Annotated in this window: 27 protein-coding genes; 12 read left to right on the top strand and 15 right to left on the bottom strand. The window is 66.1% G+C overall.

Annotated elements, in window-relative coordinates; all coding sequences use genetic code 11:
- Positions 1-7 precede the first annotated feature (7 nt).
- From F3H41_RS17735 to F3H41_RS17760, 6 genes are all read right to left on the bottom strand, one after another.
- Complete coding sequence (locus F3H41_RS17735; RefSeq protein ID WP_097140769.1) at positions 8-217, bottom strand: cold-shock protein; 210 nt, start codon at positions 215-217, stop codon at positions 8-10.
- A 172-nt stretch (positions 218-389) separates the two neighbouring features.
- Positions 390-656 (bottom strand): hypothetical protein, encoded by a 267-nt coding sequence (locus F3H41_RS21625; protein ID WP_244616270.1) that lies wholly within the window; start codon positions 654-656, stop codon positions 390-392.
- Positions 657-811: 155 nt separating this feature from the next.
- On the bottom strand, positions 812-1,084 hold the full coding sequence (locus F3H41_RS17745) for a CopG family transcriptional regulator (RefSeq protein ID WP_149740019.1): 273 nt from the start codon (positions 1,082-1,084) through the stop codon (positions 812-814).
- 101 nt (positions 1,085-1,185) lie between these two features.
- On the bottom strand, positions 1,186-1,905 hold the full coding sequence (locus tag F3H41_RS17750; RefSeq protein ID WP_244616261.1) for a D-lyxose/D-mannose family sugar isomerase: 720 nt from the start codon (positions 1,903-1,905) through the stop codon (positions 1,186-1,188).
- Between the two features lie 51 nt (positions 1,906-1,956).
- On the bottom strand, positions 1,957-2,766 hold the full coding sequence (locus F3H41_RS17755; protein WP_149740021.1) for an SDR family oxidoreductase: 810 nt from the start codon (positions 2,764-2,766) through the stop codon (positions 1,957-1,959).
- A 28-nt stretch (positions 2,767-2,794) separates the two neighbouring features.
- The gene (locus F3H41_RS17760) at positions 2,795-3,493 is read right to left on the bottom strand and encodes an FCD domain-containing protein (protein ID WP_149740022.1); all 699 of its coding nucleotides are present in this window, start codon (positions 3,491-3,493) and stop codon (positions 2,795-2,797) included.
- A gap of 123 nt (positions 3,494-3,616) precedes the next feature.
- Here F3H41_RS17760 and uxuA point away from each other — a divergent pair, with 123 nt between their 5' ends.
- Positions 3,617-4,795, top strand: a complete 1,179-nt coding sequence (gene uxuA / locus F3H41_RS17765; protein WP_149740023.1) for a mannonate dehydratase — start codon at positions 3,617-3,619, stop codon at positions 4,793-4,795.
- 235 nt (positions 4,796-5,030) lie between these two features.
- Here the strand turns inward: uxuA and F3H41_RS17770 are convergent, their stop codons facing one another.
- Complete coding sequence (locus F3H41_RS17770; RefSeq protein WP_188129520.1) at positions 5,031-5,918, bottom strand: LysR substrate-binding domain-containing protein; 888 nt, start codon at positions 5,916-5,918, stop codon at positions 5,031-5,033.
- 159 nt (positions 5,919-6,077) lie between these two features.
- Between F3H41_RS17770 and F3H41_RS17775 the strand changes: the two genes are divergently transcribed.
- The 4 genes from F3H41_RS17775 to F3H41_RS17790 all read left to right on the top strand — a co-directional run bounded on the left by F3H41_RS17775 (position 6,078) and on the right by F3H41_RS17790 (position 10,366).
- Positions 6,078-7,217 carry a TauD/TfdA family dioxygenase gene (locus F3H41_RS17775; protein WP_149740025.1) on the top strand — a complete coding sequence of 380 codons (1,140 nt, stop codon included), beginning with the start codon at positions 6,078-6,080 and terminating at the stop codon, positions 7,215-7,217.
- Positions 7,214-7,978, top strand: a complete 765-nt coding sequence (locus F3H41_RS17780) for a class II aldolase and adducin N-terminal domain-containing protein (RefSeq protein WP_149740026.1) — start codon at positions 7,214-7,216, stop codon at positions 7,976-7,978. The genes F3H41_RS17775 and F3H41_RS17780 overlap by 4 nt, the downstream gene beginning before the upstream one ends.
- A 727-nt stretch (positions 7,979-8,705) precedes the next feature.
- Entirely contained in the window at positions 8,706-9,041 is a 336-nt protein-coding gene (locus tag F3H41_RS17785; protein ID WP_149740027.1) for a hypothetical protein, read from the top strand.
- Positions 9,042-9,289: 248 nt separating this feature from the next.
- The gene (locus F3H41_RS17790; protein ID WP_149740028.1) at positions 9,290-10,366 is read left to right on the top strand and encodes a DUF475 domain-containing protein; all 1,077 of its coding nucleotides are present in this window, start codon (positions 9,290-9,292) and stop codon (positions 10,364-10,366) included.
- A gap of 402 nt (positions 10,367-10,768) precedes the next feature.
- Here F3H41_RS17790 and F3H41_RS21355 read toward each other — a convergent pair whose 3' ends face one another.
- Positions 10,769-10,930 (bottom strand): hypothetical protein, encoded by a 162-nt coding sequence (locus tag F3H41_RS21355; RefSeq protein ID WP_188129521.1) that lies wholly within the window; start codon positions 10,928-10,930, stop codon positions 10,769-10,771.
- A gap of 366 nt (positions 10,931-11,296) precedes the next feature.
- On the opposite strand from F3H41_RS21355, the gene F3H41_RS17795 reads away from it, so the two are divergent.
- On the top strand, positions 11,297-13,222 hold the full coding sequence (locus F3H41_RS17795) for a methyl-accepting chemotaxis protein (RefSeq protein ID WP_244616262.1): 1,926 nt from the start codon (positions 11,297-11,299) through the stop codon (positions 13,220-13,222).
- Positions 13,223-13,310: 88 nt separating this feature from the next.
- On the opposite strand, the gene F3H41_RS17800 is transcribed toward F3H41_RS17795, so the two are convergent.
- From F3H41_RS17800 to F3H41_RS17815, 4 genes are all read right to left on the bottom strand, one after another.
- Entirely contained in the window at positions 13,311-14,828 is a 1,518-nt protein-coding gene (locus tag F3H41_RS17800) for a tripartite tricarboxylate transporter permease (protein WP_149740029.1), read from the bottom strand.
- A gap of 106 nt (positions 14,829-14,934) precedes the next feature.
- On the bottom strand, positions 14,935-15,426 hold the full coding sequence (locus F3H41_RS17805; RefSeq protein ID WP_149740030.1) for a tripartite tricarboxylate transporter TctB family protein: 492 nt from the start codon (positions 15,424-15,426) through the stop codon (positions 14,935-14,937).
- Positions 15,423-16,367 (bottom strand): tripartite tricarboxylate transporter substrate binding protein, encoded by a 945-nt coding sequence (locus F3H41_RS17810; protein WP_149740031.1) that lies wholly within the window; start codon positions 16,365-16,367, stop codon positions 15,423-15,425. The genes F3H41_RS17805 and F3H41_RS17810 overlap by 4 nt, the downstream gene beginning before the upstream one ends.
- 535 nt (positions 16,368-16,902) lie before the next feature.
- Positions 16,903-17,943 (bottom strand): ABC transporter substrate-binding protein, encoded by a 1,041-nt coding sequence (locus tag F3H41_RS17815; protein WP_188129530.1) that lies wholly within the window; start codon positions 17,941-17,943, stop codon positions 16,903-16,905.
- Positions 17,944-18,231: 288 nt separating this feature from the next.
- Between F3H41_RS17815 and F3H41_RS17820 the strand changes: the two genes are divergently transcribed.
- The 4 genes from F3H41_RS17820 (at position 18,232) to F3H41_RS17835 (ending at position 21,110) form a co-directional block, all read left to right on the top strand.
- Complete coding sequence (locus F3H41_RS17820; protein ID WP_149740033.1) at positions 18,232-18,495, top strand: PbsX family transcriptional regulator; 264 nt, start codon at positions 18,232-18,234, stop codon at positions 18,493-18,495.
- Positions 18,495-18,854: a type II toxin-antitoxin system PemK/MazF family toxin gene (locus tag F3H41_RS17825; RefSeq protein WP_149740034.1), complete on the top strand. Its 360-nt coding sequence runs from the start codon at positions 18,495-18,497 to the stop codon at positions 18,852-18,854. The genes F3H41_RS17820 and F3H41_RS17825 overlap by 1 nt, the downstream gene beginning before the upstream one ends.
- Positions 18,855-18,960: 106 nt before the next feature.
- A complete protein-coding gene (locus F3H41_RS17830) occupies positions 18,961-19,659 on the top strand; it encodes a response regulator transcription factor (RefSeq protein WP_149740035.1) in 699 nt (232 codons plus the stop codon).
- On the top strand, positions 19,656-21,110 hold the full coding sequence (locus tag F3H41_RS17835; RefSeq protein WP_149740036.1) for a sensor histidine kinase: 1,455 nt from the start codon (positions 19,656-19,658) through the stop codon (positions 21,108-21,110). Before F3H41_RS17830 ends, F3H41_RS17835 begins: the two co-directional genes overlap by 4 nt.
- Here the strand turns inward: F3H41_RS17835 and F3H41_RS21725 are convergent.
- Entirely contained in the window at positions 21,091-21,213 is a 123-nt protein-coding gene (locus F3H41_RS21725; protein WP_280177052.1) for a hypothetical protein, read from the bottom strand. The two genes, F3H41_RS17835 and F3H41_RS21725, sit on opposite strands and share 20 nt — an antisense overlap.
- A gap of 350 nt (positions 21,214-21,563) precedes the next feature.
- On the opposite strand from F3H41_RS21725, the gene F3H41_RS17840 reads away from it, so the two are divergent.
- Together F3H41_RS17840 and F3H41_RS17845 are read left to right on the top strand one after the other, a co-directional pair.
- A complete protein-coding gene (locus F3H41_RS17840; RefSeq protein WP_149740037.1) occupies positions 21,564-22,559 on the top strand; it encodes an MDR family oxidoreductase in 996 nt (331 codons plus the stop codon).
- A 16-nt stretch (positions 22,560-22,575) separates the two neighbouring features.
- On the top strand, positions 22,576-23,862 hold the full coding sequence (locus F3H41_RS17845; RefSeq protein WP_149740038.1) for a glycerate kinase: 1,287 nt from the start codon (positions 22,576-22,578) through the stop codon (positions 23,860-23,862).
- A 126-nt stretch (positions 23,863-23,988) separates the two neighbouring features.
- Here F3H41_RS17845 and F3H41_RS17850 read toward each other — a convergent pair whose 3' ends face one another.
- Positions 23,989-25,182, bottom strand: a complete 1,194-nt coding sequence (locus tag F3H41_RS17850) for a low temperature requirement protein A (RefSeq protein ID WP_149740039.1) — start codon at positions 25,180-25,182, stop codon at positions 23,989-23,991.
- Positions 25,183-25,440: 258 nt separating this feature from the next.
- The gene (locus tag F3H41_RS17855; RefSeq protein WP_149740040.1) at positions 25,441-26,430 is read right to left on the bottom strand and encodes a P1 family peptidase; all 990 of its coding nucleotides are present in this window, start codon (positions 26,428-26,430) and stop codon (positions 25,441-25,443) included.
- Between the last annotated feature and the right edge of the window lie 54 nt (positions 26,431-26,484).

Below are 26,484 nucleotides of genomic sequence, written 5' to 3' on the forward strand. Positions count from 1 at the left end.
TTTTGGATCAGGCAGCCTGAAGGTTGCAGGCCGACATCTTGCCGGACTTGTTGTCGCGTTCGAGATCGTAGCCGATCTTCTGGCCCTCGACGATTTCGCGCATGCCGGCGCGTTCAACGGCCGAGATGTGAACAAAGGCGTCCGGGCCGCCATTGTCAGGCTGAATGAAGCCGAAGCCCTTGGTGGAATTGAACCATTTTACTGTGCCAGTGGTCATGATGAACCCTTTCATAGCATAGAGGAGGGATCTGCGAAGCGAGTGCCGCGCAGCCGGTGATAACGATGCTTTAAAGGGAGGGTTCGCTCAGAACGCGGTGCTAATCGCGTGGTAACAAAAGCTCAGCAAGAAAATATCGATGGGACACAGATAGACGCTCGGCAGCGCTTTGTCAAATTATAAATCGCCCTGCATTTTTATTCGATGAAAATACGTGCAGGCGAAGCAGAAATATTCTCAGATATGACTGTTTTATTTTTGATGCTTTTGGAAGCCGCTCCTGCAAGCGATGGCCACGGGAAAGCCTGTCGAGTTCCTTTTCAATAACCGGCTTCCCGCTGATGCCGAAAGGCCAGGATGTAAAGGGCGTCTCTTGCCGGGTCGTGGTGATAAAGAGCGACATAGCCGCTGTCCCAAAGGGAATCACCAGTTCGCGCAAGACTGGCGTCCCGTCCTGTGGGCGGCCAATATCAGGGTTTGTTTCAAGCGCGTGAAAATGTCGTGCGATGGCCTGCGCTGCCCGGTGCGCGGCCACCCTTCCCGCCAGGAAGGTCCTGCACCTCTCGATGCCCCGGATGGCGGCGTCGGTAACGATTACGTATGGCACGCCGGGGCTGGCCCATCGTTGTCCGTTCCCCAGCGTTCCAGCCACTCGGTCGTCTCACGGCCAGTCAGATGCAGGCCGTTTTCCCTATAGGCGGCAAGGGAGGCCAGGGCTTCCGCACGGAAACTCTCTTTCGCCTCTTCCCGCTCGACATATTGTTCAAGGGCTTCGAGCATAATACCCTGCGGGGACCGCTGACGCTGGCTTGCGATCTGGTCGATGCGCCCCTTGAGGGCGTCACCAATTTTAAGGGAGGTTGCCATTCGGTGACCATGTCGAACGATGAAACCGTCCGACAAGATAGCGTTTCACAAAGAGTTCGTCCATTCTGCGAAACGGTCGCCCGGCGCTTCGAACCTCTTCCTCAATACCCCCCGCCACCGGCCACACCGAGCCAGGCCGGATAATCCGAGACCAGCAGGCGATACGGCGGCTCGTCTTCCTCGATGCCGGAGAAGCGGGCGACCCTGATATCGTCGAAGATGTTGTCGGTGTTGTCGTCGTTGACGGTGGAGACTTCGCCGATGAAGACGTCGCCGCCCTCGGCCCAGAAGGCGTGCCAGTCGCCGGGCATCAGGGTCACGCTCTCGCCCGGGGCAAGGCGCAGCTTGTGGCCGGCCGGAAAGCTGTGGGTGATGCCGTCGCAGGCGACCGTGACGCCCTTTTCGCGGTCGCATTTTCCGTCCGTGTCGCCGAAGAGTTCGATGACCAGCGTGCCGCCGCCGCGGTTGATGATGTCCTCTGTCTTGGTGATGTGCCGGTGCATCGGCGTCATCTGGCCCTCGCGGGCGATCATCGCCTTTTCGGCATAGACCATGCCGAAGCCCTTTTTCAGGTCCTCGGCCTTGCCGTTGCGCACGGTGAAGAGGAAGAGGCCGTAGCCCTTGAAGTCGCCGAAGCCGAAGTCGGTGATATCGAAGCCGAGGCCCGGGCCGGTGATCGCGGTCAACTCGTCCTTGCGCGCCTTGAACTCGTCCGGGCTGAGGCGGGCGAAGGGTGGCAGCGTGTACCCATGCGAGGCGAGGAAGGCCTCGCCGTCGCGGATGATCCGGTTGACTTCGCTACGCTTGAATTTCTGGCTCATGTTGTCTCCTCCCATGGCGACCTTTGGGCCGCCTGTCCTGTCTGTTGGTTGTTACTTCACGCCGATGCCGGCAATCAGTGCCCCGTCGATCACATGGTCGGAACCTGTGATGAAGGCGCCCTTGTCGGAGGCGAGGAAGGCGATGAGTTCGGCCACTTCCTCCGGCTCGCCGATGCGGCCGATCGGATGGGCCTCGCCGAAGCGGCGGAACACGGCCTCGATGTCGGCATCCGGCCCCTCGAAGGTGCGGGCGGCAAGCTCCAGGATCGGCGTGCGCACCGAGCCGGGGCTGACGGAGGTGACGCGGATGCGGTCGGGCGCAAAATCGAGCGCCATGGCCCGCGTCATCGCATGGATCGCGCCCTTGGAGGCGACATAGGCCGAAACGCCGCGCTGGCAGGCATGGCCCTGAACGCTCGAGACATTGACGATGGCGCCGCCGCCGCGGGCCCGCATCAGCGGCACGGCTGCACCCGCCGTCAGGTGGATCGAGCCGACATTGACGGCCATGCAGCGCAGGAACGTATCGAAATCCGTGGTCGTCGCATCGCCATAGGGGTGCACGGCGGCGGAATTGACGACGACATCGACGCCGCCGAAGGTCTCGGCAATGCGCGCGAAGGCGGCGGCGACCGCCTCCGGCTTCGACACATCCGTCTCGATGACGGTGAGCGTCAGGCCGCGCTCGCGCGCGATGGCGTCGAGCTCTGCATTCGCCTTCGGGTCGATGCCGAGGCTCGCCACTTTCGCGCCGCCGCTCGCCAGCCGCAGCGCGGCGGCGCGGCCGATGCCGCTCGTTCCCGTGACAACGGCGACCTTGCCGTCGAAGTCGGCGCTCGCCGTTCCCGTTGACGCAGCCATTTTACTCCTCCCCTTCACGGCCGCGGCGTCAGGCGCCGGGCACGAATTCCAGCCCGGCGTCCAGATGCCGGTTCATGTGGTAGACGAAGGCGATCCGGTCGCGGGCAGCCAGCGCCGCAAGGATCGCGTCGTGATCGTCGGCCGCCCCTTCCAGCGCCCGGCGCTGCGATTTGCCCGCCAGCATCAGCCGGCGGATCACCGGCTCCAGCATGCCGTAGGTCTCCGACAGCGTCCGGTTGCCGGCGGCATCCACCAGCCGGCGGTGAAAGCGAAAGTCCTCGGCCGACGCCGTTTCGGCGTTCGGGGCGTCGCGCAGCCGGCGGTTTGTCTCCGCCATCTCGGCCATGTCGGCCTCCGTCAGGCGGTCGATCACGAGGTCGAAGAGGTTCATCTCCGTCAGCCGACGATAGCCCTGGATGTCGCGAAACGCATCTTCCGAAATATCCATGGCGAAGGCGAAGAGATCGCGCATGGCATTGCCGTGCTGGGCCGTCAGCACCGCGCCGACCTTCTGGCGCGATTCCGCCACGCCATAGGCCTTCAGCGTGCGAAACGCCTCGCGCACCGTGCCGCGGCTTGCCGCAAACATGTCCGCCAGTTCCGCCTCGCTCGGCAGCACATCGCCCACCTTCAGGCCCCGCTCGCGGATGAGGCCACGGATCTGCCCCACCACCGTATCGACGGCGGAGGTGCGCGGGCTCTCCATCAGGTCGGGGGCAGTGGTCATGGCGGTCGGGTGCTGAGGTCTCAAGGTGGCTTAAATGTCGGACATATGTTTTGCATTTCTGTCTGTCTCATGCAATATCCGCCCAAACAATCTTCTATTGTCGGACGAAACGGGAGAACATGCATGCTTGAGAGTTGGCGCTGGTTTGGACCGGAGGATCCCGTCACGCTGGCCCATGCGCGTCAGGCCGGCGCCACCGGCGTCGTCACCGCTCTTCACCACATCTATGACGGCCGCATCTGGACGCCGGCGGATATCGCTGAGCGCATGGAACTCGTGAAGAAGGCCGGCATGGTCTGGTCGGTCTGCGAATCCATCCCGGTCAACTCGGCCATCAAGCTGCGCAATGGCGACAGCCGCCGCTACATCGACGCATGGAAACAGTGCCTCGCCAATCTCGGCAAGGCCGGCGTTCCCGTCGTCTGCTACAATTTCATGCCGGTGGTGGACTGGACGCGCACCGACCTGATGTATGCAACGCAAGCCGGCGGCTTCGCGCTGCGTTTCGACATGGAGGAATTCGCGGCCTACGACCTCTTCGTGCTGAAGCGGAAGAACGCCGAAGCAAGCTATGCACCCGAGCTGATCGCCAAGGCCGAGGCGCGACTGGCCGGCATGAGCGAAGACGCCATCCTCACCCTCGAACACAATATCATTGCCGGCCTGCCGGGCGGAGAGGATACCCACACCCGCGAGACGATCCGCGAACGCATCGCCGCCTATGATGGGCTGTCGTCCGCCGACATGCAGGCGAACCTCATCGAGTTCCTGCGCGAAGTCGTGCCCGTGGCGGAGGAAAACGGCACCAAGCTCGCCATCCACCCGGATGATCCGCCCTTCTCGCTCTTCGGCCTGCCGCGCGTCGTCTCGACGGCCCAGGACGTGCGCACCACTCTCTCTGCCGTGCCGAGCGCTGCGAACGGCATCACGCTCTGCGCCGGCTCCTACGGCTCGCGCCCGGAAAACGATGTGGTCGCCATGGCCACGGAATTTGCCGACCACATTCACTTCGTCCACCTGCGCAACGTGACGAAGGAGGCCGACGGCTCCTTCATCGAATCCGAGCATCTCGGCGGCGATGTGGATATGGTGAAGCTGATCACGGCGCTGCGCGCCGAAGAAAAGCGCCGCCTCGAAATGGGCCGCCCCGACCACGTCATCCCCATGCGCCCGGACCACGGCCACCTGCTGGTCGACGACATCGGCAAGAAGGTCAATCCCGGCTACTCCTGCATCGGCCGCCTCAAGGGCCTTGCCGAACTGCGCGGCGTGACGGCGGCGGTGGATAGTCTGGTGGCGTGAGGGCGGGGAGGGGCTGTTCAAGCGCCCACGCCCCCTCATCCGACCCTTCGGGCCACCTTCTCCCCGAGGGGAGAAGGGACGGGCCGCACCGCCTCTGGCTCTCGTTAAAGCTCGGAAGTTTGGCGCTGCGCTTTCGTCCTGGTCTCTTCTCCCCAGCGGGGAGAAGGTGCCGGCAGGCGGATGAGGGGGTGCGAAGCCACATCATTTGGTCCTGATCCGCACTGACGACCCACCCTCACGCCCCCGCCACGCCCCGCACCCAATCCGCAAACACCCCGCACGCCCCCTTGACCCGGCTGCGCGCCGGAAAGACGAGGTAGAACGCCTCGCGCGGCAGAAGTTCGGCGTCCGGCAGCGCGATCAGCCGGCCCTCGCGCACGAGGTCGGCCGTGTTGGATTGCCAGCCGAGCATCACGCCCTGTCCGGCAAGCGCGGCTTGCGTTGCCTGCACGTAGTTGGTGAAGCTGCGGCCGGGCAGGCGGTTCGGGGGCAGGCCCATGCGCGCCAGATAGTCGCTCCATTCCAGCCAGGTCCGGTCGCTCTGCACCACATGCAGCAGCGGCACGGCGGCGAGGTCGGCGGGCGTGCGCACGCGATGGCCAAGGGCAGGCGCAAAGACCGGCACGACCTTTTCGTCAAAGAGTTTCATTGTCTCGCCGTCGCTCCACTCGCCCGTCCCGTAGCGGATGACGAGATCGACGCCGGGCAGGACTTCGGGGCTTGCGACCGTCGTCAGCACGTTGACGCCGATCTCGGGATGGTCGGTGTAAAAGCCCGCCAGCCGCGGCATCAGCCAGTAGGTTGCGGTGCCCACCGTGCAGGCCACGGTCACGGAGGTCTCGTCGCCGGCGCGAAGGCTGCGCACCTCCTCGATCGCCGCGCCGATGCGCGAAAGCCCCTCGGCAATGCCGGATCGCAGGATCTCGCCCGCCGGCGTCAGCGTCGCGGGCCGCGTCGTCCGGTCGAACAGCAACACGCCCACCTGCGCCTCCAGCGCCTTGACCGCCTGGCTGACCGCCGGCTGCGTCACGTTCAGCGCCGTCGCCGCGCGCTGCGTGGTGCCGAGCCGGGTCAGCGTCTCGAAGACGGTCAGCAGTCGAAGCGGGGGCAGGGGGGCAGACAAATATAATTCCTGACTTATCTTATTCGTAGTTTTTTCTGTATTTTGCAACAGCGGGTTTCGCCGTATTTTTCGCCCTGGCCCGCCGGATTGCAACGGGTTTCAGCGATCCCGGCGCCAAAGCTCCGCAGATGGAACAATATAACAGAGGCGTCGATCGCAATGAACGCACATGTCATGCCCAACGGCACGGTCAATCTGAAGGAAAAGGGCCTGAGCCTCGCGCTCGGCGAGGGCCGCGAGGCCTATTTCAATTACTACTGGCTGCGCGACAACTGCCCCACCTCCTTCGACAGCAAGACGCGCGAGCGCAGCTTCGACATCTTCCACCTTGCCGCCGCGCCGCGCGCCGAAAGCGCCGCCATCGAGGGCGATCACCTCGTCATCACCTGGGCCGGCGAGGGGCACGTCTCCCGCTACCCGACATCGCTGCTTGCGCTCTATACCGAGGGCAGGCAGCGGCCCGACCCGGCCGACCTGCCGCGCAAGGCCTGGTTCAGCGATCATTACCCTGAGATCCCGCGCTTCTCGCAGCCCGAGCTGCTGGCCAACCCGGCCAAGGTGACGGAATGGCTGCGCGCCATGATCGTCGAGGGACTGACCATCGTCACCGACATGCCCGACAGCAATGAGGGCCTGACGGAAACGGTGAAGCTGATGGGGCATGTGCGCCCCACCTTCTTCGGCGAATATTTCGACGTGAAGACCCACATCAACCCGACCAACACGGCCTATACGGCGAAAGCGCTCGAACTGCACACGGACACGCCGGCGGAAGAACATGCGCCGGGCATCCAGTTCCTGCATTGCCGGGCCAATACGGTCGAGGGCGGGCTCAGCATCTATTCGGACGGCGTCGCCGTCGCCAACGAATTCAAGCGCATCGATCCGGAAGGTTTCCGCCTGCTGTCGGAGATCGACATTCCCTTCTATTGCGAGCACGACACCTATGACATGCGCTCGCGCCAGCGCGTCATCGAGCTCGACAAGCACGGCGAAGTCGCGGGCCTGACGATCAGCCAGCACATGGCCGACCTCTTCGACCTCGACCAGACCCTGCTCGACGACTACTATCCGGCCTTCTGCCGCTTCGGCAAAATGCTGCAGGATGACCGCTTCATGATGCGCTTCCTGATGAAGGGCGGCGAGTGCATGGTGTTCGACAATCACCGCATCGTGCACGGGCGCATGGCCTATTCCGCCTCCAGCGGCGACCGCTACCTGCGCGGTTGCTATGCGGACCGGGAGGAAATGCGCTCCACCTATCGTGCGCTCGTCAGCGAAGGACGGTTCAAGGCATGAACGTGATGACCCCCACGCCCGCAATCTCCGAGCCGGAGGCGCTCGTCGCGCTCCGGCAGGATCTCGCCGCCGCCTTCCGCATCTGCCACCGTTTCGGCTGGAGCGAGTCGGTCGGCAACCATTTCAGCGCCGCCGTCTCGCCCGATGGCCGGCAGTTCCTGCTCAATCCGCGCTGGCAGCATTTCGCCACGATCAAGGCGAGCGATCTGCTGCTGCTCGATGCCGACAATCCGGATGTGATGAACGGGCCGAATGCGCCCGACCCCTCGGCTTGGACGATCCACGGCACGGTGCATCGCCTGCTGCCGGAGGCGCGCGTGGTGCTGCACTGCCATTCGCCCTATGCCGTGGCGCTCGCCTGCCTGAAAGACCCGACCATGCTGCCGCTGGACAACAACACGGCGCGTTTCTTCGGCCGCATCGGCTACGATCTCGATTTCGGTGGCATTGCCGATGCCGCCGAGGAGGGCGAGCGCATTGCCGGCATGATGGAGGGCAAGTCCGTGCTCGTCATGGGCAATCACGGCGTCTCTGTCGCTGGCGAAACGGTGGCCGATGCCTTCGAAGACCTCTATTTCTTTGAAAAGGCCGCCCAGACGATGATCCTGACGCTGTCGACCGGAAAGCCGCTCGCCGTGCTCTCCGACGCGATCGCCAAGGCGACGTCGGAAGGCTGGGGCCCCTATCGCGGCATGGCGGAGCGCCATTTCGCCTATCTCAAATCCTGCCTCGACCGCGAGGACCCGTCCTACAGGGATTGAGGGGGCGGACACGGCGCGCCGCCCGGCCGCCAGTCGGCGAGGCGGCGCGCAAAACATCTCGTCATGCCGGACTTGATCCGGCATCCAGCCAGCCCAAACCCTTGGGCTGAAAAACATCTCTCGACGCGCAGACGCGCGCCGGCTGGATCCCGGCTCGGGGTCCGGGATGACGGCGGATGAAGGGGGAGCGTCCAAAAACGCATGTCCACAACACCGTCCATCGTCCTGAACGCTGCCGTTCCCCCCGCTCCCGATTCTCGCCCATTGAAATCGCCATCCGATAAGTCTACTGCAATTCTCATCTATTGATGGGCGCGGGGCATGCCTGCGCAACAGGCGAGGGGCGGGCATGGCGGGCGGCGTTTCGGCCGAAAGGGAATACGCGGAGACGACGCTCGGCTGGCGTGCGCCGGCCTGTGGTGCGACGGCCGAAGCCGGCCAGCGTTTCGGCGCTGCGCGCAGCCCGGCTCGGATGTCCTGCCGCGCCGTCGCCCCTCATCCGCCTGCCGGCACCTTCTCCCCGTCGGGGAGAAGAGAGATGCGGCGCCCGCCGATCTCCACTTCACCCTTTTCTCAACGACGCTGTCCTGGCAGGCAGCCTCGTCCTGGTCTCTTCTCCCCCCGGGGAGAAGATGCCGGCAGGCAGATGAGGGGTGTTGCGGCGGAAAGCACCAGCCGCGACGTCAGCCGCCCCCACCGCCACGCCTTTCTCCGGGAGCGCTGAGCCATGGGCGCCTGCATGCTCGGCCGTTTCGTCGCCCTTGCCACCGCCATCCAGAAGGCGGCGGATGCGCCCGACAGCAAGCTTGCGGCGGGGCTGGTGGCGGCCGCCCATCTCGACATGGCCCAGTCGGCGCGCAGCTTCGCGCTGACCTTCGGCGTGCCGGAAGAGACGGTGCGCGCCGAGCTGCTGCGCATTGCCGGGCCGCACGCGCATCTCGTGCTGGAGGGCACAGGCTCCGCCGATGCCGAGGCGCGGTTTGTGCTGACAGCGCGCGGCGAGGCGCTCATTGCCGCTGCGGCCGGGGCCGCCGCGATCACGGCGCCGCTCACACGCTCTTGACGTAAGCGTGAAGCTGCGTAATTAAACGCATGTTCCCGCGCATCGAGACATCGTAAGACGGCGCGGACGGAACCCGGTGCCGGGCCCCTCTGGCGAGAGTTTTACGGCGCTCTCGTGATGTCGGTACCGCCTGCATTTTCGGCCGGCGGAAAAAAGCCAATGACCATTCCTTCCATGCGTCCCGCGCGTGCCCTTTCGGCCGCGCGCACCTTCGCCCGTTTCCCCCTCGCATCCGGGGAGCGCGCACGATGAACACGCCCGCAGCAACGCCCTCCACGCTCAGCTATTTCACCTGGGCTTTCATCGTCACCGCGCTTGGCCTCGTCCTCGGCGCCTGGCTCGGCTGGCAGACCACCGGCACGCTGTCCGGCATGCTCACCGTCTTCTTCATCTGCTCGGTGCTCGCCGTTCTCGAAATCTCGCTCTCCTTCGATAACGCCATCGTCAATGCCAACAAGCTCAAGGACATGACGCCGGTCTGGCAGCGGCGGTTCCTCACCTGGGGTATCCTGATCGCCGTCTTCGGCATGCGCATCGTCTTCCCGCTCCTCATCGTCGTCGTCGCCGCCCATGTCGGCCCGATCGATGCGATCATCATGGCGGCCGCGCGGCCGGAGGAATATGCCCGCATCATGAACGAGGCGCATCTGCCGATCGCGGCCTTTGGCGGCACCTTCCTGATGATGGTCGGCCTGACCTACTTCTTCGACCATGAGAAGGACGTGCACTGGATCGCCTTCCTCGAAGCCCGCATGGCGCGCTATGCGACGATCAAGGGCGTCGAGATTGCCTTCGTGCTGGTGCTCATCCTCGTCTTCTCGCGCTTCCTCGATGAGGTCGAATCCACCGCCTTCGTGCATGCGGCCATCTACGGTCTGCTGACCTTCCTGCTCGTGGAAGTGCTGGGCGGCCTGCTCGATGCGCAGCAGGAAACCATGAGCGCGGCGGCCAAGGGCGGCCTCGGCGCCTTCATCTACCTCGAAGTGCTGGATGCCAGCTTCTCCTTCGACGGCGTGATCGGTGCTTTCGCGCTGACGCAGAACCTCTTCGTCATCGCCATCGGTCTCGGCATCGGCGCCATGTATGTGCGCTCCATGACGATCATGCTGGTCGACAAGGGCACGCTCGCCGAATACCGCTATTTGGAACACGGCGCCTTCTACGCCATCCTGATCCTTTCGGTGATCATGTACTGCCAGACGCTCGTGCATATCCCGGAAGTCATCACCGGCCTCGGCGGCGCCGCCCTCATCGGCGTCTCGCTCTGGTCCTCGATCCGCTACAACAGACGCGAAGCCCTGGAGGGCGCCCACGGCCACGGCTAAAGGCCGTGCAGTCACACCTCTCGTCATCACCTCTGCTGCGAAGACGGGAGGCGGTTGCTGTTTGCACGGCCGCCACCCCACCCGCCGTCATCCCCGGGCTTGACCCGAGGATCCATTTCTTTAAGGCCATCAGCGGCTTATGGATGGTCGGGTCAAGCCCGACCATGACGGTGGAGAGGTGATGCCGCGCTAGCAACCCAGAGACCGGCCGTGGAAACGGTGGCGCGTCTCTCGCATCCAAGGCCCGCGATGCAGATCGCGGGTTTTTTGTGCCGGCACGTCCGTTTGCGGTGTCGCCGCTCTCACGCCGTCCGCATTACCGCCCCCCAAAACGCATAAAGCCGGCCCAACGGACCGGCTCATCAGCAGTCTTTTCTGTCAGCCCTTGCGGACTGCCGCGGCTCAGACGCCCGGGAACTTGGTCGGGTCGATGCCGAGCGTGCGCAGGTCGCGGGCGGTCGGCTGGCGGTGGCCTTCGACAGCGGCAGCAGCGGCGCGGGCCGCACCGAACACGGCGAAAGCGCGGGTCAGAACGTTGCCGCGGGTGGTGTTGGTCTTGCTCATATCCGTCTTCCTCTTCATCTCTCTTGACAGTCTCAAGATGGGGTCGACCAACCTTTTTCACAACGCACAAGTGAGCAGCCCAGCCATGCAGCGCGGACAAGGCGGCTTAACGCGGATTATCAAATGCCAGGTTTTTCGGTTCCGGGCTTGCGATATGGCAATCTTCGCAATGCTTTTTTCAACGATAGGTAGATCGGTCATTCAAATTTAAGTGAAACTTTACGTCTGTCATAAAAGCTTCACATTGCAGCGAGGCACACCCGCCCCGGTGCCCGTCTCACCTCCTTGAGCCGCGCATGACTGCGGCGCATCACAGCCTCGTTTGCGAGGCATGTCCCTTTGGCCGTTGACGAGGATCATCGCTCCATGTCTTCCCGCACCGTATCGATCAGTACAAAGCTTGCCGCCATGTCGGCAGTCGGCATTCTTCTCATGCTGGTGGTCGCCGTCTCCGGCTTCATACTCAACAGGTCAGTTGCGCAGGCGGTGGCGCGCAGCCGTATCCAGGCAGACATCGCGCGCAACATGATCGACATGAAGGCGTCCGTTCGCGGTCTGGAAATGGGCGTCGGCTCGCTGCGGCTGGCGGCCTCGCCGGCCGAGCGTCAGGCGGCGATCAACTTCATCGACAAACGTCATCATTCGGCGCTGAAATATCTCGACCTTGCCCGGGCGGACATGACACTCGATGTCAACAAGGCGCGCGCCGCGACCGTTGAAGCGACGCTCGAGGCCTATGAGGGGATGGTCAAGCAACTGGTTGCCGCCGACCTTGCCAATGCGGCGCAGACAGCGCCCATCCTCGCCGATCTTGCACGGACCTCCGGCAAGATTGCCGGCTTGATCGACGAAGCCGTCACTGCAGCGAAGGTTGCAAACCAGGAGGCCGACGATCACCGGCGTTCCCTGCAGTCGTTCTCCGCCACGCTGAGCCTCGTCATGTCCGGACTGATGGTCGCGCTGCTGATCGGCTCCGCCGTCTTCGGTCGCAAGGTCATCGCCAATCCCATCCGCCGGATCACGCAGAGCATGAATCGGCTGGCCGGTGGCGATCTCGACAGCGAGATTCCTTTCGCGGGCCGTGGCGACGAAGTCGGCGACATGGCGCAGGCCGTGCAGGTCTTCCGCCAGAATGCGCTGAAGGTGCGCGACATGAATGCACAGGAAGCGGCCCTCCAGGCGCAGAACGCCGATCTCCAGACCAGCATCGCCGCCGTCGTCGCCTCCGCCGTCGATGGAAACTTCAAGACGCGCATCGAAAAGCAGTATGAAAACCCGCATCTCAACACCTTCGCGGCCAGCGTCAACGCGCTGCTCGTCTCCGTGGACACCGGTATTGGCGAAACGCAGCGCGTCGTGGCGGCGCTTGCCGATGGCGACCTGACGGAAACCATGCGTGGCAGTTTCCGCGGCTCCTTCGAGGAGTTGCAGTCGAATGTCGATGCGGCCATGAAAACCCTGCGCACCGTCATGGGCGAGGTGCTCGCAACCATCGACATGATCAATGGCGGCACCGGCGAATTGCGCTCGGCCGCCAACGATCTTTCAAAGCGCACCGAGCAGCAGGCTGCTTCCCTCGAAGAGACGGCTGCGGCGCTGGAGCAGATCACCTCGGCCGTCGCCAATTCCACCGACCGCTCGCTGCAGGCGGCCACGATGGTCACGGAAGCGCGCCGCAACACCGAACAGTCGAGCACCGTCGTGCGTCAGGCCATCGAGGCCATGGAGCGGATCGAGCAGGCCTCCAGCGGCATCAGCCAGATCATCAACGTCATCGACGAGATCGCCTTCCAGACCAACCTTCTGGCGCTGAATGCGGGTGTCGAGGCGGCGCGAGCGGGCGAGGCGGGCAAGGGCTTTGCCGTGGTCGCGCAGGAAGTGCGCGAGCTCGCCCAGCGCTCAGCCACGGCCGCCAAGGATATCAAGGCGCTCATCCACCGCTCCAGCGCGGAGGTGACATCGGGTGTGGCCCTCGTCACCCAGACGGGGAGCGTGCTCGATACGATCCAGGGCAATGTTGCCGCGATCGACGAGCAGGTCCGCTCCATTGCCGGCACGTCGCGCGAACAGTCGACCGGACTGCAGGAAGTCAACACCGCCGTCAACCATATGGATCAGGCCACGCAGCAGAATGCCGCCATGGTCGAGGAGCAGACGGCCGCGACCGCCCGGCTGGCGGAGGAGACTGGCAGGCTGCGCACGCTCGTCGGCCGCTTCCGCATCGAAAAGGGCGGCGAGACCAGCCGCGTCGCGCCGGTGCGCTACGTCCCGCCGCAGCGTCTTGCGAGCTGATCACGCTTTTTGCCTGTTCAAGAAAAAGCCCGCGTGTTCGGCCGAACACGCGGGCTTTTCCATGTCGAGCGGGCGATGACGGCGCGGCTCAGTCCTCGTTGGCGGCAAGCTGCGAGAGCACCTGTCCGCGTCCGCGTGCCCGCATGATCAGCGGCACGATCAGGGCAAGGGCGGCGATGGCGAGCAGCACGGCGGCGATCGGCGAGGTGAAGAGCACGCTCCAGTCGCCCTGGCTGATGGCCAGCGCCCGGCGCAGCTGCTGTTCGGCGAGCGGCCCGAGAATGAGGCCGACGACGACGGGGGCGATCGGGTAGCCGAGCACCCGCATCACGTAGCCCATCAGGCCGAAGGCGAGCAGCATGCCGAGCTCGAAGACCGACGGATTGGCGCCGATGGTTCCAAGCGTCGCAAACAGCAGGATGCCGGCATAGAGCCAGGGCTTGGGGATCGTCAGCAGCCGCACCCACAGGCCGATCAGCGGCAGGTTCAGCACCAGCAGCATGAAGTTGGCGATGAGCAGGCTGGCGATCAGGCCCCAGACGAGCTGCGGATTGGTCGCGAAGAGAAGCGGGCCGGGCTGCAGGCCATATTGCTGGAAGCCGGCCAGCATGATCGCCGCGGTTGCGGTGGTCGGCAGGCCCAGCGTCAGCAGCGGCACCAGCGTGCCGGCGGCAGAGGCATTGTTCGCCGCTTCCGGGCCGGCGACGCCTTCGATGGCGCCGTTGCCGAATTCTTCCGGATGCTTGGTCAGGCGCTTTTCGGAGGCATAGGAAAGGAAGGTGCCGATCTCGGCGCCGCCGGCCGGCATGGCGCCGATCGGAAAGCCGATCGCGGTGCCGCGCAGCCAGGGCTTCCAGGAGCGCGCCCAGTCGGCTTTGGTCATCCACAGAGATCCTTTGACCGCCTCGACGGTCTCCGGGCCGCGATTGCCCTGCGCGGCGATGAACAGCGTCTCGCCGATGGCGAACATCGCAACCGCCAGCGTCGTCACCTCCACGCCGTCGAGCAGGTCCGGAACGCCGAAACTGAGGCGCGTCTGGCCGGTCAGTTGGTCGATGCCGATCATGGCGAGCGCGAAGCCGATGAAGAGCGAGGTAAGGCCGCGCAGCGTCGAATCCCCGAAGGCAGAGGAGACGGTGACGAAGGCGAGCACCATCAGCGCGAAATATTCACGCGGCCCGAAGACCAGCGCCAGCTTGACGATGTAGGGCGCAATGAAGGCGAGGCCGATCGTGGCAATGAGGCCCGCGACGAAGGAGCCGATGGCGGCGGTGGCGAGCGCCGGTCCGCCGCGCCCGGCCCGGGCCATCTTGTTGCCCTCCAGCGCGGTGACGATCGAGGCGCTTTCGCCGGGCGTGTTGAGCAGGATCGAGGTCGTCGATCCCCCATACATGCCGCCGTAATAGATGCCGGCGAACATGATCAGCGATCCCGCCGGATCGAGCTGGAAGGTGATGGGGAGCAGAAGTGCGACCGTCAGCGCCGGGCCGATGCCGGGCAGCACGCCGACGGCGGTGCCGAGCGTCACGCCGATCAGCGCATAGAGCAGGTTCATCGGCTGCATGGCGACGCCGACCCCCTGCAGGAGGAAATCGAAGGTATTCATGATGCATGACCCTCAAGCCTGCCACGCGCGCGGTCTGCGGCGCATGGCGGCGTCTGAACAAGGACGGGAAAGGCGTCAGCCGCGCCGGACGCGGCCCTGACGCCTCTCAGGGCAGCAGGCGCTCCAGCGGGCCGGCCGGCAGCGACAGTTGCAGCAGGCGAGCGAAGATGAACCAGATCACCAGCGACAGCAGGATGCCGACCGGCACGGAGATCCAGAGCTTGCGCCGGCCGAAGGCGGCGGCGGTTGCGGCAAACAGCACGCCGGTGGCGATCGAAAAACCCGCCGTCTTCAACAGCAGCATCTGCGCGGCGAGACCGCCGACGATCCAGACGACCGGACCGAATTCCTGGAGCTCGCGCTCCGGAAACTCACCGCGAAAGGCCGCGATTACCGTCCAGATGGCCAGGCCGATGAGGCCGAACGCGACCACGTAGGGCACCGTCGTCGGTCCGACGGGGGAGTAGGCGACGAGCGCGGCGAGGTGGGACGTATCCCACAGGATCACGCCGGCGATGGCCGCCAGCACGATGGCGGCCCCGAGCGCCGCCCAATCCGGGCGGCGCGGCGTTGCGTGAGCGTGGTCGTTGCCGCTCATTTCACCAGTCCGATGTCCTTGAGGGTCACTTCGGTGGAGGCGATGTCCTTGGACAGCTGCTCGTCGAAGGCGGGGCCTGCAAGGTAGGTGTCCTGCCAGCCCTTGGTCTTCAGCGTCTCCTGCCAGCCGGCCGATTTGACCAGCTTTTCGATGTCGGCGGAAACGGCGGCCTTCTGCTCGTCCGAAAGGCCGGGCGCGGCGGCGATCATGCGCCAGTTCTGCACGACCACGTCGAGGCCGGATTCCTTCAGCGTCGGGGCATCGACGCCTTCAAGGCGCTCTTCGCTGGTGACGGCGAGCAGGCGCAGCGTGCCCGACTTCACCTGGCTTTCGAACTCGCCATAGCCGGAAATGCCGGCCGAGACCTGGGAGCCGAGGATGGCCGCCAGCGCTTCGCCGCCGCCCGAGAACGCGATGTAGTTGATCTTGGTCGGATCGACGCCGGCCGCCTTGGCGATCTGGCCGACCGCGATGTGGTCGGTGCCGCCGGCCGAGCCGCCGCCCCAGGAGACCGCGCCCGGATCCTTCTTCAGCGCCTCGATGAGGTCGCCGATCGTCTGGAAGGGCGAGGAGGCGGGAACGACGATGGCTTCGTATTCGCCGGTCAGACGTGCGATCGGCGTCACGTCCTTCAGCGTCACCGGCGCCTTGTTGGTGAGGATGGCGCCGACCATGACGTAGCCGCCGACGATCAGGGCATTGGGATTGCCGGCCGACTGGCTGGCGAACTGGGCAAGGCCGATCGTGCCGCCGGCGCCCGGAACGTTCTGCACCTGCACATTGCCGGCGATGCCTTCCTGCTGCATCACCTGTTGGATGGAGCGGGCCGTCTGGTCCCAGCCGCCGCCCGGATTGGCAGGCGCGATGATGGTGTAGTCGGCTGCAAAGGCCGGCAGCGACAGCGCGCCGGCGATCAGCGATGCGAGAAAGATGTGCTTCAAGGTCGTGTCCTCCGTTGGCCGCACGGCGTGCGGCGTCATGAACCATTCTGCGGGAGAACAGGCGCGGACCCGCCCCATGCGAAGCGGTCAATCCGGCAATCTATGGCAGTCCTCCCGGCCCCGACGCCCGCCTCCACGGCGCGTCCGGTCACCCCCAAGGCACCACAGCAAGCTGACATTTAACTGACATTTAACGATTGAAAAGTTTGTGCGCTGCGGGAAGGGGCGTTGGCAGGCTCGCGTTTGGCATTCTCATTCTTCAGGAAAAGACGCCTGCCCTGTCATGGCTTTTCCCGAGAATGTGCCCTGTGGGGGAGCCATCACCCCAAAGGCCGTCATCAGTTCTGTTTTGAATGTGCATGTCGCTTGGATTTGGGTGCGGCCGCTCCCCCACCCACCGTCATCCTCGGGCTTGACCCGAGGATCCATGCGGCACCCTCTGTTCGCGCGGCCGTGGATCCTCGGGTCAAGCCCGAGGATGACGGAGCAGCGGGGGAGTGCCAATGAACCGCGCCCTTGCACGCCCCTCCGCCCCCTACTGCAACCGCAGCGCCTCGTTCCAGCGGGCGATCAGCCGGGCGCGCTTGACCTGATCGAGATAGACCATCAGGCCGGGGCTGACGGGCACGGGTTTCAGCTGCGCGCCGAGCAGGGCCTGCATCGTGACCGCCGTATTGTCCCCGGCGACATCCGGGCTGACGGCGGGGATCTGCAATTGCGTCGCCAGCGTCTGCTGCCCCTCGCGCGACATGAAGAATTCGAGGTAGCGGCGCCCGAGATCCGGCCGTGCGGCGGCCTGCGGCACCAGCCCGATGCGCGACATGACGACGGTGTAGTCCTTGGGCAGCACGATCCCGACATCCGGGTGGCGCGCCGCCCAGTCGGCGGCGTAGGAGCCGAGGATGTTGTAGCCGATGGTGAAGCGCCCGTCCGCGACGCGCTCGAGGATCGCCTGGCTGGTGGAATAGAGCTTCACGCCCGCCCGGCCCATGGCCTGAATGACGGTCCAGATATCGCCGAACTGTTCCTGGTCGCGCGCCATGAACAGGAAGCCGACGCCGGACCGCTCGATGTCGTAGGTGCCGATCCGCCCGAAGACACCATCGCCCATCTCCTTGAGATAGCTGACGAACTCGGCCCGCGTCTCCGGCGGCTTGCGCCCCGTGAAGCTCGGCTTGTGATAGACGAAGACGGCCGGCTCGAAGGTCAGCGCATAGGCGGTGTTGCGCCAGTTGGCCCAGGCCGGCCAGCGCGGGCTCATGGCAAGGTCGGAACGCTGTGCGTAGACGTCATTGCTGAGCTTCACCTGGAGGTCCATGGCCGAGGAGAAGGCGAAATCGGCGGTCTTTTCGCCCGCATCCGTCTCCTTGACGATCCGGTCGTAGATCTCCCCCGTCAGCATGTCCTCGTAATCGACCGCCACATCCGGATTGGCCCGCTGGAACCCCTCGATCATCGGCCGCGCCAGATGTTCGTCGAGCGAGGAATAGACCTTCAGGATCGGCGCATGCTCGTCGCCGGAGACGGCGGGGAAGAAGACCGGGGTTGCCAGCGCCGCCGTAGGCGCTGCCCCCATCACGACAGGACAGAGGAGAAGCAGGGTGCGAAGGAGGGGAAGGACAGGCATGGTGCATCATGCCGGAGCGGAGAGAGGGCGGCAAGGGCGTGGCCCCTGTGGTTGATCGTCCGTGCCCTGAAGGCCTATCTCGCCGCCGAGGAAGAGGCGCTGATAGCGTTCGCGGAGGGCGGCCGCCATATCGATGCGGGCCATGGCACGGATCTCGATACGCTCATCCGGGAGATAGGTCCTTCCCCTTTGTCAGAGGAATGTGCTACATAGGTAGCACAAACCGGAGGTGTTCCCATGAGCAACACGGCACGGATCCGCCGTCAGGGCGGCGCGACCGTTTTCAGCATTCCGCCGGCCCTTCTCAAGATGCTCGGCGTCGAGGTCGGTGCGGAACTCACGCTTTCCGTCAGCGACGGGTCTCTTGTGGCAACGCCGAAGCAGGCGAAGAAGCGATACACGCTGGCCGAGTTGCTTGAAGGCGCCGATGAGATGGCTGCGCTCAACAAGGAAGCGTCGTCCTTCAATACCGGTCCGTCTGTCGGCAATGAAGTGCCCTGATGGTTCGCAGCAACGTTCCGCAGCGGGGTGACGTCTATCTCGTCGATCTCAATCCCGTCGTGGGCAATGAGATGCGGGATGACCATCGCTGCGTCGTGATCACGCCGCGCGAGATCAATTCGGTGGGCATGTGCCTGACGGTGCCGATCACCACCGGTGGCGTCTTCACGCGTAAGGCGGGCCTTGCCGTGAACATTTCCGGTCACAAGACGACCGGCGTGGCGCTCTGCAACCAGGTTCGGGCGCTCGACATCGTGGCGCGGGTCAAGCAGAAGAGCGCGAGGCACATCGACACGCTGGATGCCGCCACCATCGACGAGATCGTCGCGAGGGTGGTCAGCATGATCGATCCGGCGTAGTCATGTGAACGTCACGAAGATCGATGGTCAGGCTGGATTCAACTCAACGTGCGGGACGCCTTTAAAAAAGGGCGCGTGGCACCTGCTCGAACGGCGGAAAAGACGCGTGCGGCTTTTGCTGGTGGAGGACAATGAGGCGCTGGCGGAAGGGTTGATGGTCCTTCTGCGGGGCAGCGGCTATGCGCTCGACCGGGTGGCCGATGGCGCTTCGGCGCTTGCCGCCATTTCCACCGAGAGCTTCGATCTCGTCGTGCTCGATCTCAACCTGCCGGAGGTGGACGGGCTCGATGTTCTCAAGGCCATCCGCGCCCGCCAGAACCGCACGGCGGTGCTGATCCTCACCGCCCGCGGCGCGCCGGAAGAGCGCATTCGCGGGCTCGATCTCGGCGCCGACGATTATCTCACCAAACCCTTCGATGTCGGCGAGCTGGAAGCGCGCATCCGCGTGCTGCTGCGCCGGCAGGCGGGCCACCGCACCTCCACGGTCTCCTTCGGCAAGGTCACGTTCGACCTCACCTCCCGCACCTTCTCGGTTGGCGGCCAGCCGGTCGATATTCCCGCCCGCGAGGTGGCGCTGCTCGAAACGCTGTTCCTGCGGGCCGGCAAGGTCGTGGCGAAGGAGGCGATCATGCAGTCGCTGACCGGCTTTGACGAGGATCTGAGCGCCAACGCCATCGAGCAATATGTCAGCCGCCTGCGCCGCCGCCTTGCGCCGCACGGGCTGACGGTGAAGACCGCGCGCGGCATCGGCTATTATCTCGACAAGGTGCCGGAGGGTGATGGCGAGGGTGTCGCGCCCGCATGACCCTTGCCCTCTTCTCGCTTCGCCGCTCGCTGCGCCGCCGCCTGCTCGGCTGGCTCCTCATCGCTACCGCCATCATCGGCATGGTGGCGCTTGTCGATACCTGGCAGGAGGCCGTCAACACGGCCAACACCGTCTCCGACCGCGTTCTGGCGGGCTCCGCGCTGGCAATTGCCGAGCGCGTCGTGGTGGCGGAGGATGGCTCGCTCGAGGTCGACATCCCCTATGTCGCGCTGGAAATGCTGACATCGGCGGCGCAGGACCGCGTCTTCTATCGCGTCGATGGCCCGCCGGGCACCTTCATCACCGGCTACCAGTCGCTGCCCGTCGTGACACAGCGGCCGGGTGAGGCCGCCGCCTTCGAGGATGCGACGTTCCGGGGCGAGCCGATCCGCGTCGGCGCCCTGCAGCGCTCGGCCTCCACGGGTATTTCCTCCGTTCCCTTCGTGGTCACGGTCGCCGAAACCACTATTGCCCGGCGCCAGCTGGCGCAGGCAATTCTCTTGCGCTCCGCCGCCCGTCTTCTCGTGATGATCGCCGGGGCCGCCGTCATCGTCTGGATCGCCGTCACCATTTCGCTGCGCCCGCTGAACAGGCTCGGCGCGGCCATTGCCGAGCGCAATCCGGACGATCTCCAGCCGATCCGCGAGGAGGTGCCGCGCGAGGTGGAGGGGCTGGTCGAGACGGTGAACTCCTTCATGGTGCGCCTCTCGAGCGCGCTGGAGGCGCTGCGCCATTTCACCGGCAATGCCAGCCATCAGCTACGCACGCCGCTCGCCGTCATCCGCACCCAGCTCGCGCTCGTCTCCCGCGCCGGCACGCTGGAGGAGGCCCGCGAGGCCGCCGCCAAGAGCGATGCCGCCGTGGCACGGGCCGAGCGGGTTCTCGCGCAGTTCCTGACGCTGGCGCGGCTGAATGCGGCCGCCTCGGGGGAAGCTGGCGCGCTGGCGCCCGTCGATCTTCTGCGTCTTTCCCAGGATGTGACGGCCGACCACGTGCCGGCCGCCGCTGCCGCCGGCATCGATCTCGGTTTCGAGGGGGAGGGGAGCGCGCGGGTCGCCGGCGAGCCGCTGCTTCTCGGCGAACTCGTCAAGAACCTCATTGACAACGCCATCGCCTATGCCGGCCACGGCGCGGAAGTGACGGTCAAGGTGGAGGAAAAGGCGGGCGCCGTGCTGCTCTCGGTCACCGATGACGGGCCGGGTATCGCGCCGGAAAGGCGCGCGGAGGTCATGCGCCGCTTCGTGCGCGGCGCGCGCGAAAAGGCTTTCGGCTCAGGCCTTGGCCTGCCGATCGTCGAGGAGATCGCCATGCTGCACGGCGCCGCCGTCACGCTGGACGACGGCGCCGTGAATCGAAAGACGAACCGTTATGGTTTGAAGGTCAGTGTGCGCTTCCCGCCTGTCGGGGCCGTTGCCCCCGGCGAAACGCCGCTCAGCGGGGCTGGCGGGTGAGGTCGGATCCGGTGTTGCGGGTCTGAACCATCAGGAAGGCATCCACGATACGGCTGATGAACGAGCCTTCGCGGGAGTTCGCAGATTCGCGCTGCGTCGACATGAGAGATTGCTCCAGTTTGCTTTGCCCGGCGGTATGGCGGGGCATTGTTCACGGGCGGCGAGGCCTTACCTTGAGCGCGCGGGACTGGATGTCCCGGCGCATGCCGCAATAAGCCGTGATGCGGCTCTCCTTTGACCGATCTTGCGGCGCGGCGCCAGAGGGATGCACGCATATCTGGTCTGCATGGTTGACACGCCATGAAAAAGTGCGTGCCCAAGATTCAGGCAGTCCATCGGTCAAGGGCTCCTGCCAGCAATCTAAGCCAGAACCGCATTCGCCTTCCGCAGGGGTGGCCATCGCGTGCGGGCAGTGGCATGGTCCGCCCCAAAGACGGCAAAGGGGAGTGACCGATGGGTGAGACATTCAAGGCGGTGGTGATCGACGAGGTGGACGGCAAGCCGCGCGGTGCGCTGAAGGACATCACGCTCGCCGACCTGCCGGACCATGAGGTTCTGGTTCAGGTCGCCTATTCCACGCTGAACTACAAGGACGGGCTGAACGTGTCGGGTCGGGGGCGCATTGCCCGGCGCCTGCCGATGATCGCCGGGGCCGATCTCGCCGGCACGGTGCTGGAATCGAAGGATCCCGCCTTCAAGCCGGGCGATGCCGTCATCGTCAACGGATGGGGCATGTCGGAGACGACGGGCGGCGGCTACAGCCGCTACCAGCGCGTCAAGGCCGAGTGGCTGACGCGCCTGCCCGCCGCCTTTTCCCTCAAGCAGGCCATGGCGATCGGCACGGCCGGTTATACCGCCGCCCTTTCGGTCGCGGCGCTGGAGCGCTGGGGCCGCATCGCGCCCGGCGCCGGCGAGGTGCTGGTCACCGGCGCTGCCGGCGGTGTCGGCTCGGTCTCGATCGCGCTTCTGGCAAAACGCGGCTACACGGTCACCGCCGCCACCGGCCGGCCGGAGACGCATGACTATCTGAAAAGCCTTGGCGCCACCGGTTTCGTGGAGCGCGCCGCGCTTTCCGAAAAAGCAGGGCCGCTGCAGAAGGAGCGCTGGCTGGGCGCCGTCGACAGTGTCGGCTCCACCACGCTCGCCAACGTGCTGGCCCAGACCGTGCGCGATGGCGCGGTGGCGGCCTGCGGCCTTGCGGGCGGCGCTGATCTGCCGGCGACGGTCATGCCGCATATCCTGCGCGGCGTCGCCCTGCTCGGCATCGATTCGGTCATGGCGAGCCATGACAAGCGCGAGGCCGCCTGGGCGCTCCTGGCCGAAAGCCTCGATCCCGCTCTTCTCGATGCCATGACGGAGGTGCGGCCGATGAGCGATATCGTCGGGCTCGCCGATGCGATCATGGCCGGCACGGTGCGCGGCCGCGTCGTCATCGACGTCACCGCCTGATCCGTCCCGCTTGCCCATGGCCGGTCTTCCCGACGATCCCGCCCGCGATCCCGAAACCTTCCTGCGCCGTCTGTTCGACCGCGCGGTGGACGTCGCCGATCCCATGCGCTCGCTTTCGGCCTTCCTGCCGGCAAAGCCGGAGGGCCGCGTCGTGGTGGTCGGGGCCGGCAAGGCTAGCGCCCGCATGGCGGAGGCGGTGGAGGCCGCCTGGGGCCCGTGCGAGGGGCTCGTCATCACGCGCTATGGCTATGGCCGCCCCTGCCGCGGCATCGAGATCGTCGAGGCCGCCCATCCGGTGCCGGACGAGGCGGGCCGCGCCGCGACCGCCCGCCTGCTCGCACTGCTCGACAGCCTCGGCGAGGAGGATGTGGTGCTCGCGCTGATCTCCGGTGGCGCCTCGGCCCTGCTGGTGCAGCCGGCCGAGGGCCTGACGCTGGCCGACAAGCAGGCGGTGAACGCCGCGCTGCTCGCCTCCGGCGCGCCCATCGACCGCATGAACACGGTGCGCAAGCACCTCAGCCAGGTGAAGGGCGGGCAGCTGGCCGCCGCGGCCTTTCCGGCGCGCCTGCTGGCCCTGATGCTGTCCGACGTGCCGGGCGACGATCCCGCCTTCATCGGTTCCGGCCCGACGGTCGGCGATGCCTCGACGCCGGCCGATGCACTCGCCATCCTCGACCATTACACCGTGACAGTGCCCGAGGCGGTGCGCGCCGTGCTTTCGCGCCCCACCGGCGTCGTGCCGCCCGGGGATTCGCGCCTGTCGCGGGCCGAGACCGTCATCTATGCCGCGCCCGGCCAGTCGCTGGCCGCCGCTGCCGATCTCGCCCGGCAGGCCGGCTGCACGGTGCATCTCATCGGCGACGATCTGGAAGGCGAAGCGCGGGCGGTGGCGGCGGAGCAGGGCGAACGGGCGCTTGAAATCCGCCGCGCGCTGCGGCCGGGCGATGCGCCGGTGCTGCTGCTGTCCGGCGGCGAACTCACCGTTGTCAGGCGCGGCGAGGGCATCGGCGGCCCGAATGCCGAATTCTGCCTGGCGCTCGCCCTTGCCCTTGATGGCGCCGAGGGCATCCATGCGCTTGCCTGCGATACCGATGGCGTCGACGGCGCCGCCGAGGTGGCCGGTGCCGTCATCGACCCCGCAACGCTCGCCCGCGCGGAAAAGGCCGGCATCGACCCCGCCGCCGCCCTTGCCCGCAACGACGCCCACGGCTTCTTCGCGGCGATCGGCGGTCAGGTCGTCACCGGCCCGACGCTCACCAATGTCAACGATTTCAGGGCCATCCTCATCCTGCCGCCGGTGTGAGGCGTTCTTGCGTGCCGCGCCGTTTTTACGGTTCAGAAGGTCTGCGGAGCAAGCCGAGCGTCTCTTCTCCCCTCGGGGAGAAGGTGCCGGCAGGCGGATGAGGGGCTCTGACCCGCCTGCGTACCCTCACGCCACGGCCTTGGCGCGGTTCAGCGCCCTATATTCCCACAGGCACACGCCGAACAGCACGGCGGTGGCGAAGAATTGCAGTCCCATATTGCTGGCGAGCGAGATGGCCCCGCCGCTGAGCGCCAGAAGCGCAAGGCCCGCCGCGTGGGAATAGGGCAGCGCCGCGCCGGCCGATAGCTTCATCCAGCCGACGCCGATGAGGAAGAGGGCGGGCCCGCCGAGAATGGCGGCGGCGTGGGCGGGTGTCATCGCATGGGCATGGGAGAGCGCGAAATCCTCGCCCACAGCCGTGAGGATGATGCCGGCGACGATCGGCAGATGCGTGTAGGCAAACAGGGTGCGAACCGTTCCGACGGGCTTTTTGTCCGACACCGCCTCGTCTTCGGCCTCCTCGGCCTTCTCGGCGGCCTGCTGCTGGCCGTCATGGAAATAGAGCCACCACATCAGCACCGTATTGACGAAGGCGCAGATGAGAACCGGCAGCGTGGTTGTCTCGTCGAAGCGTTCCGAGGCATTCTTGCCCGTCGTCAGAATGGTTTCGCCGAGCGCGATGATCACGAAGAGCGCGGCGCGTTCGGCCAGATGTTCGCCATTGATGCCGGTTTCCTCGCGCGTGCCCCGTCCCAAACCCGGCAGCCAGTAGCGGATCACGGGCGCCAGATATTCGATGAGGAGGGCGATGGCCCACAGCGTGATGCGCGTTTGCCCGTCCGCCAGCCCGCCGGCCAGCCACAGCGCCGCGCTCGCCGCGGTCCAGAGCGTCACGCGCAGGAAGGTGCCCGCCTGCTCGCTGCCGGCGCGGCGCAGCGCCACGAGCGCAAAGACCGAGCGCGTCATCTGCAGCGCGGCATAGGCACCGGCGAACAACAGCCCTTTCTCGCCGAAGGCTTCGGGCAGGGCGATGGCCAGCAGGATGCCGCACAGCATCAGCGCAAAGAGCAGCAGGCGCACGCTCTCGTGCTCGGCATTCAGAAGGTTCGTCACCCAGGTCGTGTGGATCCACACCGACCACAGCGCGAGGATGAACAGCAGCGCCTCGGCGGCGATGCTGACGCTGAAATCCTTCGCCAGCGTTTCGGATAGCTGGATCAGCGCGAAAACGAAGACGAGATCGAAGAAAAGCTCGGGAAAACTCGCCTTTGAGGATTTCCGGTCGTCCTGCCGCAAGAGCCCGCCGCCGGGCGCCGGCATGCGTTCGCTGTCCCTGTCCAAGGCGTGATGTCCCCCATGTGATGCGAGGCAACGCGCGAGCGCGCAAAGGGTTCCGGCGGCGCCCCTCATCCGACCCTTCGGGCCACCTTCTCCCCGAGGGGAGAAGGGCACGCGGCAAGGCTTGCGGCAAATCGACGAGCGGCCCCGGCGTTACCTCCACGTCTCTTCTCCCCCTGGGGAGAAGATGCCGGCAGGCAGATGAGGGGCTACCCCTCCGCCCTACCGCTCCCCGCTCCATCACGCCCCCCAGCGGTCCCGCCAGCTCGCCTGCGCGCCCTCGACGGCGAGTGCGTCCGCCGCATGCACGCCGCGGCCGATGGCGCGGGCCATGGTGGTGGCGGCGAGGTGGCAGAGTTCGAGGAAATCGGTCATGTCGGGCGGGCCTTTTTCGCCCGTCGCGGCGGCGAACACCGTGTCGCCGTCGAGGCCAAGATGGGCGGGCAGGATGGCACGGGCGATGCCGTCATGGCCGAGCAGGGAGAGCCGGTGCGCCTCGGCCTTGGTTAGCGTCGCATCGGTCACGACCGCGCCGATGGTGGTGGCGATCCGGCCGGCGCCCTTGATGCGCAGTGCCACATGCTCGGCCGTCAACGGCGCGGGCAGGCCAAGTCCGCCGAATTCGCCGTCGCGCTCGAAGGGGGCGGCCCAGAAATGCGGACCGTCGCCCACCGTCGGGGCGCCGAGCGAATTGACGACGACGATGGCGGCGATGGTGAAGCCACGCGCCGTGACCGCGCTTGCCGAACCGAGCCCGCCCTTCACCGTCGCCGTCGTCGCGCCCGTGCCCCCGCCGACCGAGCCGAGCGCGAAAGCGCCGCCCGCAGCGTTGCGATAGGCCTCAAGCCCCATGTCGCGATAGGGCGAATGCAGCCCCCAGTCCTTGTCGCCGCCATTCAGGAGGTCCATGACGATGGCCTGCGGCACGATGGGCACGCGCGCCGGCCCCACCGCAAAGCCGCGCCCCTCGGCGCGCAATCCCGCCTGTACCCCGCCCGCCGCATCGAGCCCGAAGGCCGAACCGCCCGACAGCACGAAGGCATCCACCGCGCTGACCGTCATGGCGGGATCGAGCAGCGCCGTGTCCCGCCCGCCCGGCGCCCCGCCGAGCACGCTGCCGGAGGCGGTCGCCGGCCGGTCGAAGACGATCGCGGTGACACCCGAGCCGAGCGCGAGATCGGTGGCGTGGCCGACGCGCACGCCGGCAATGTCGGTGAGAAGGTTCAGCATGCGGTCGGTCTCTCCTGCAAGGTGCGTCAGCATGGCATGTCGGCAGGGGCGGTT

The organism is Rhizobium sp. RU20A, from assembly GCF_900155885.1.
In the GTDB taxonomy this organism is placed as follows: domain Bacteria; phylum Pseudomonadota; class Alphaproteobacteria; order Rhizobiales; family Rhizobiaceae; genus RU20A.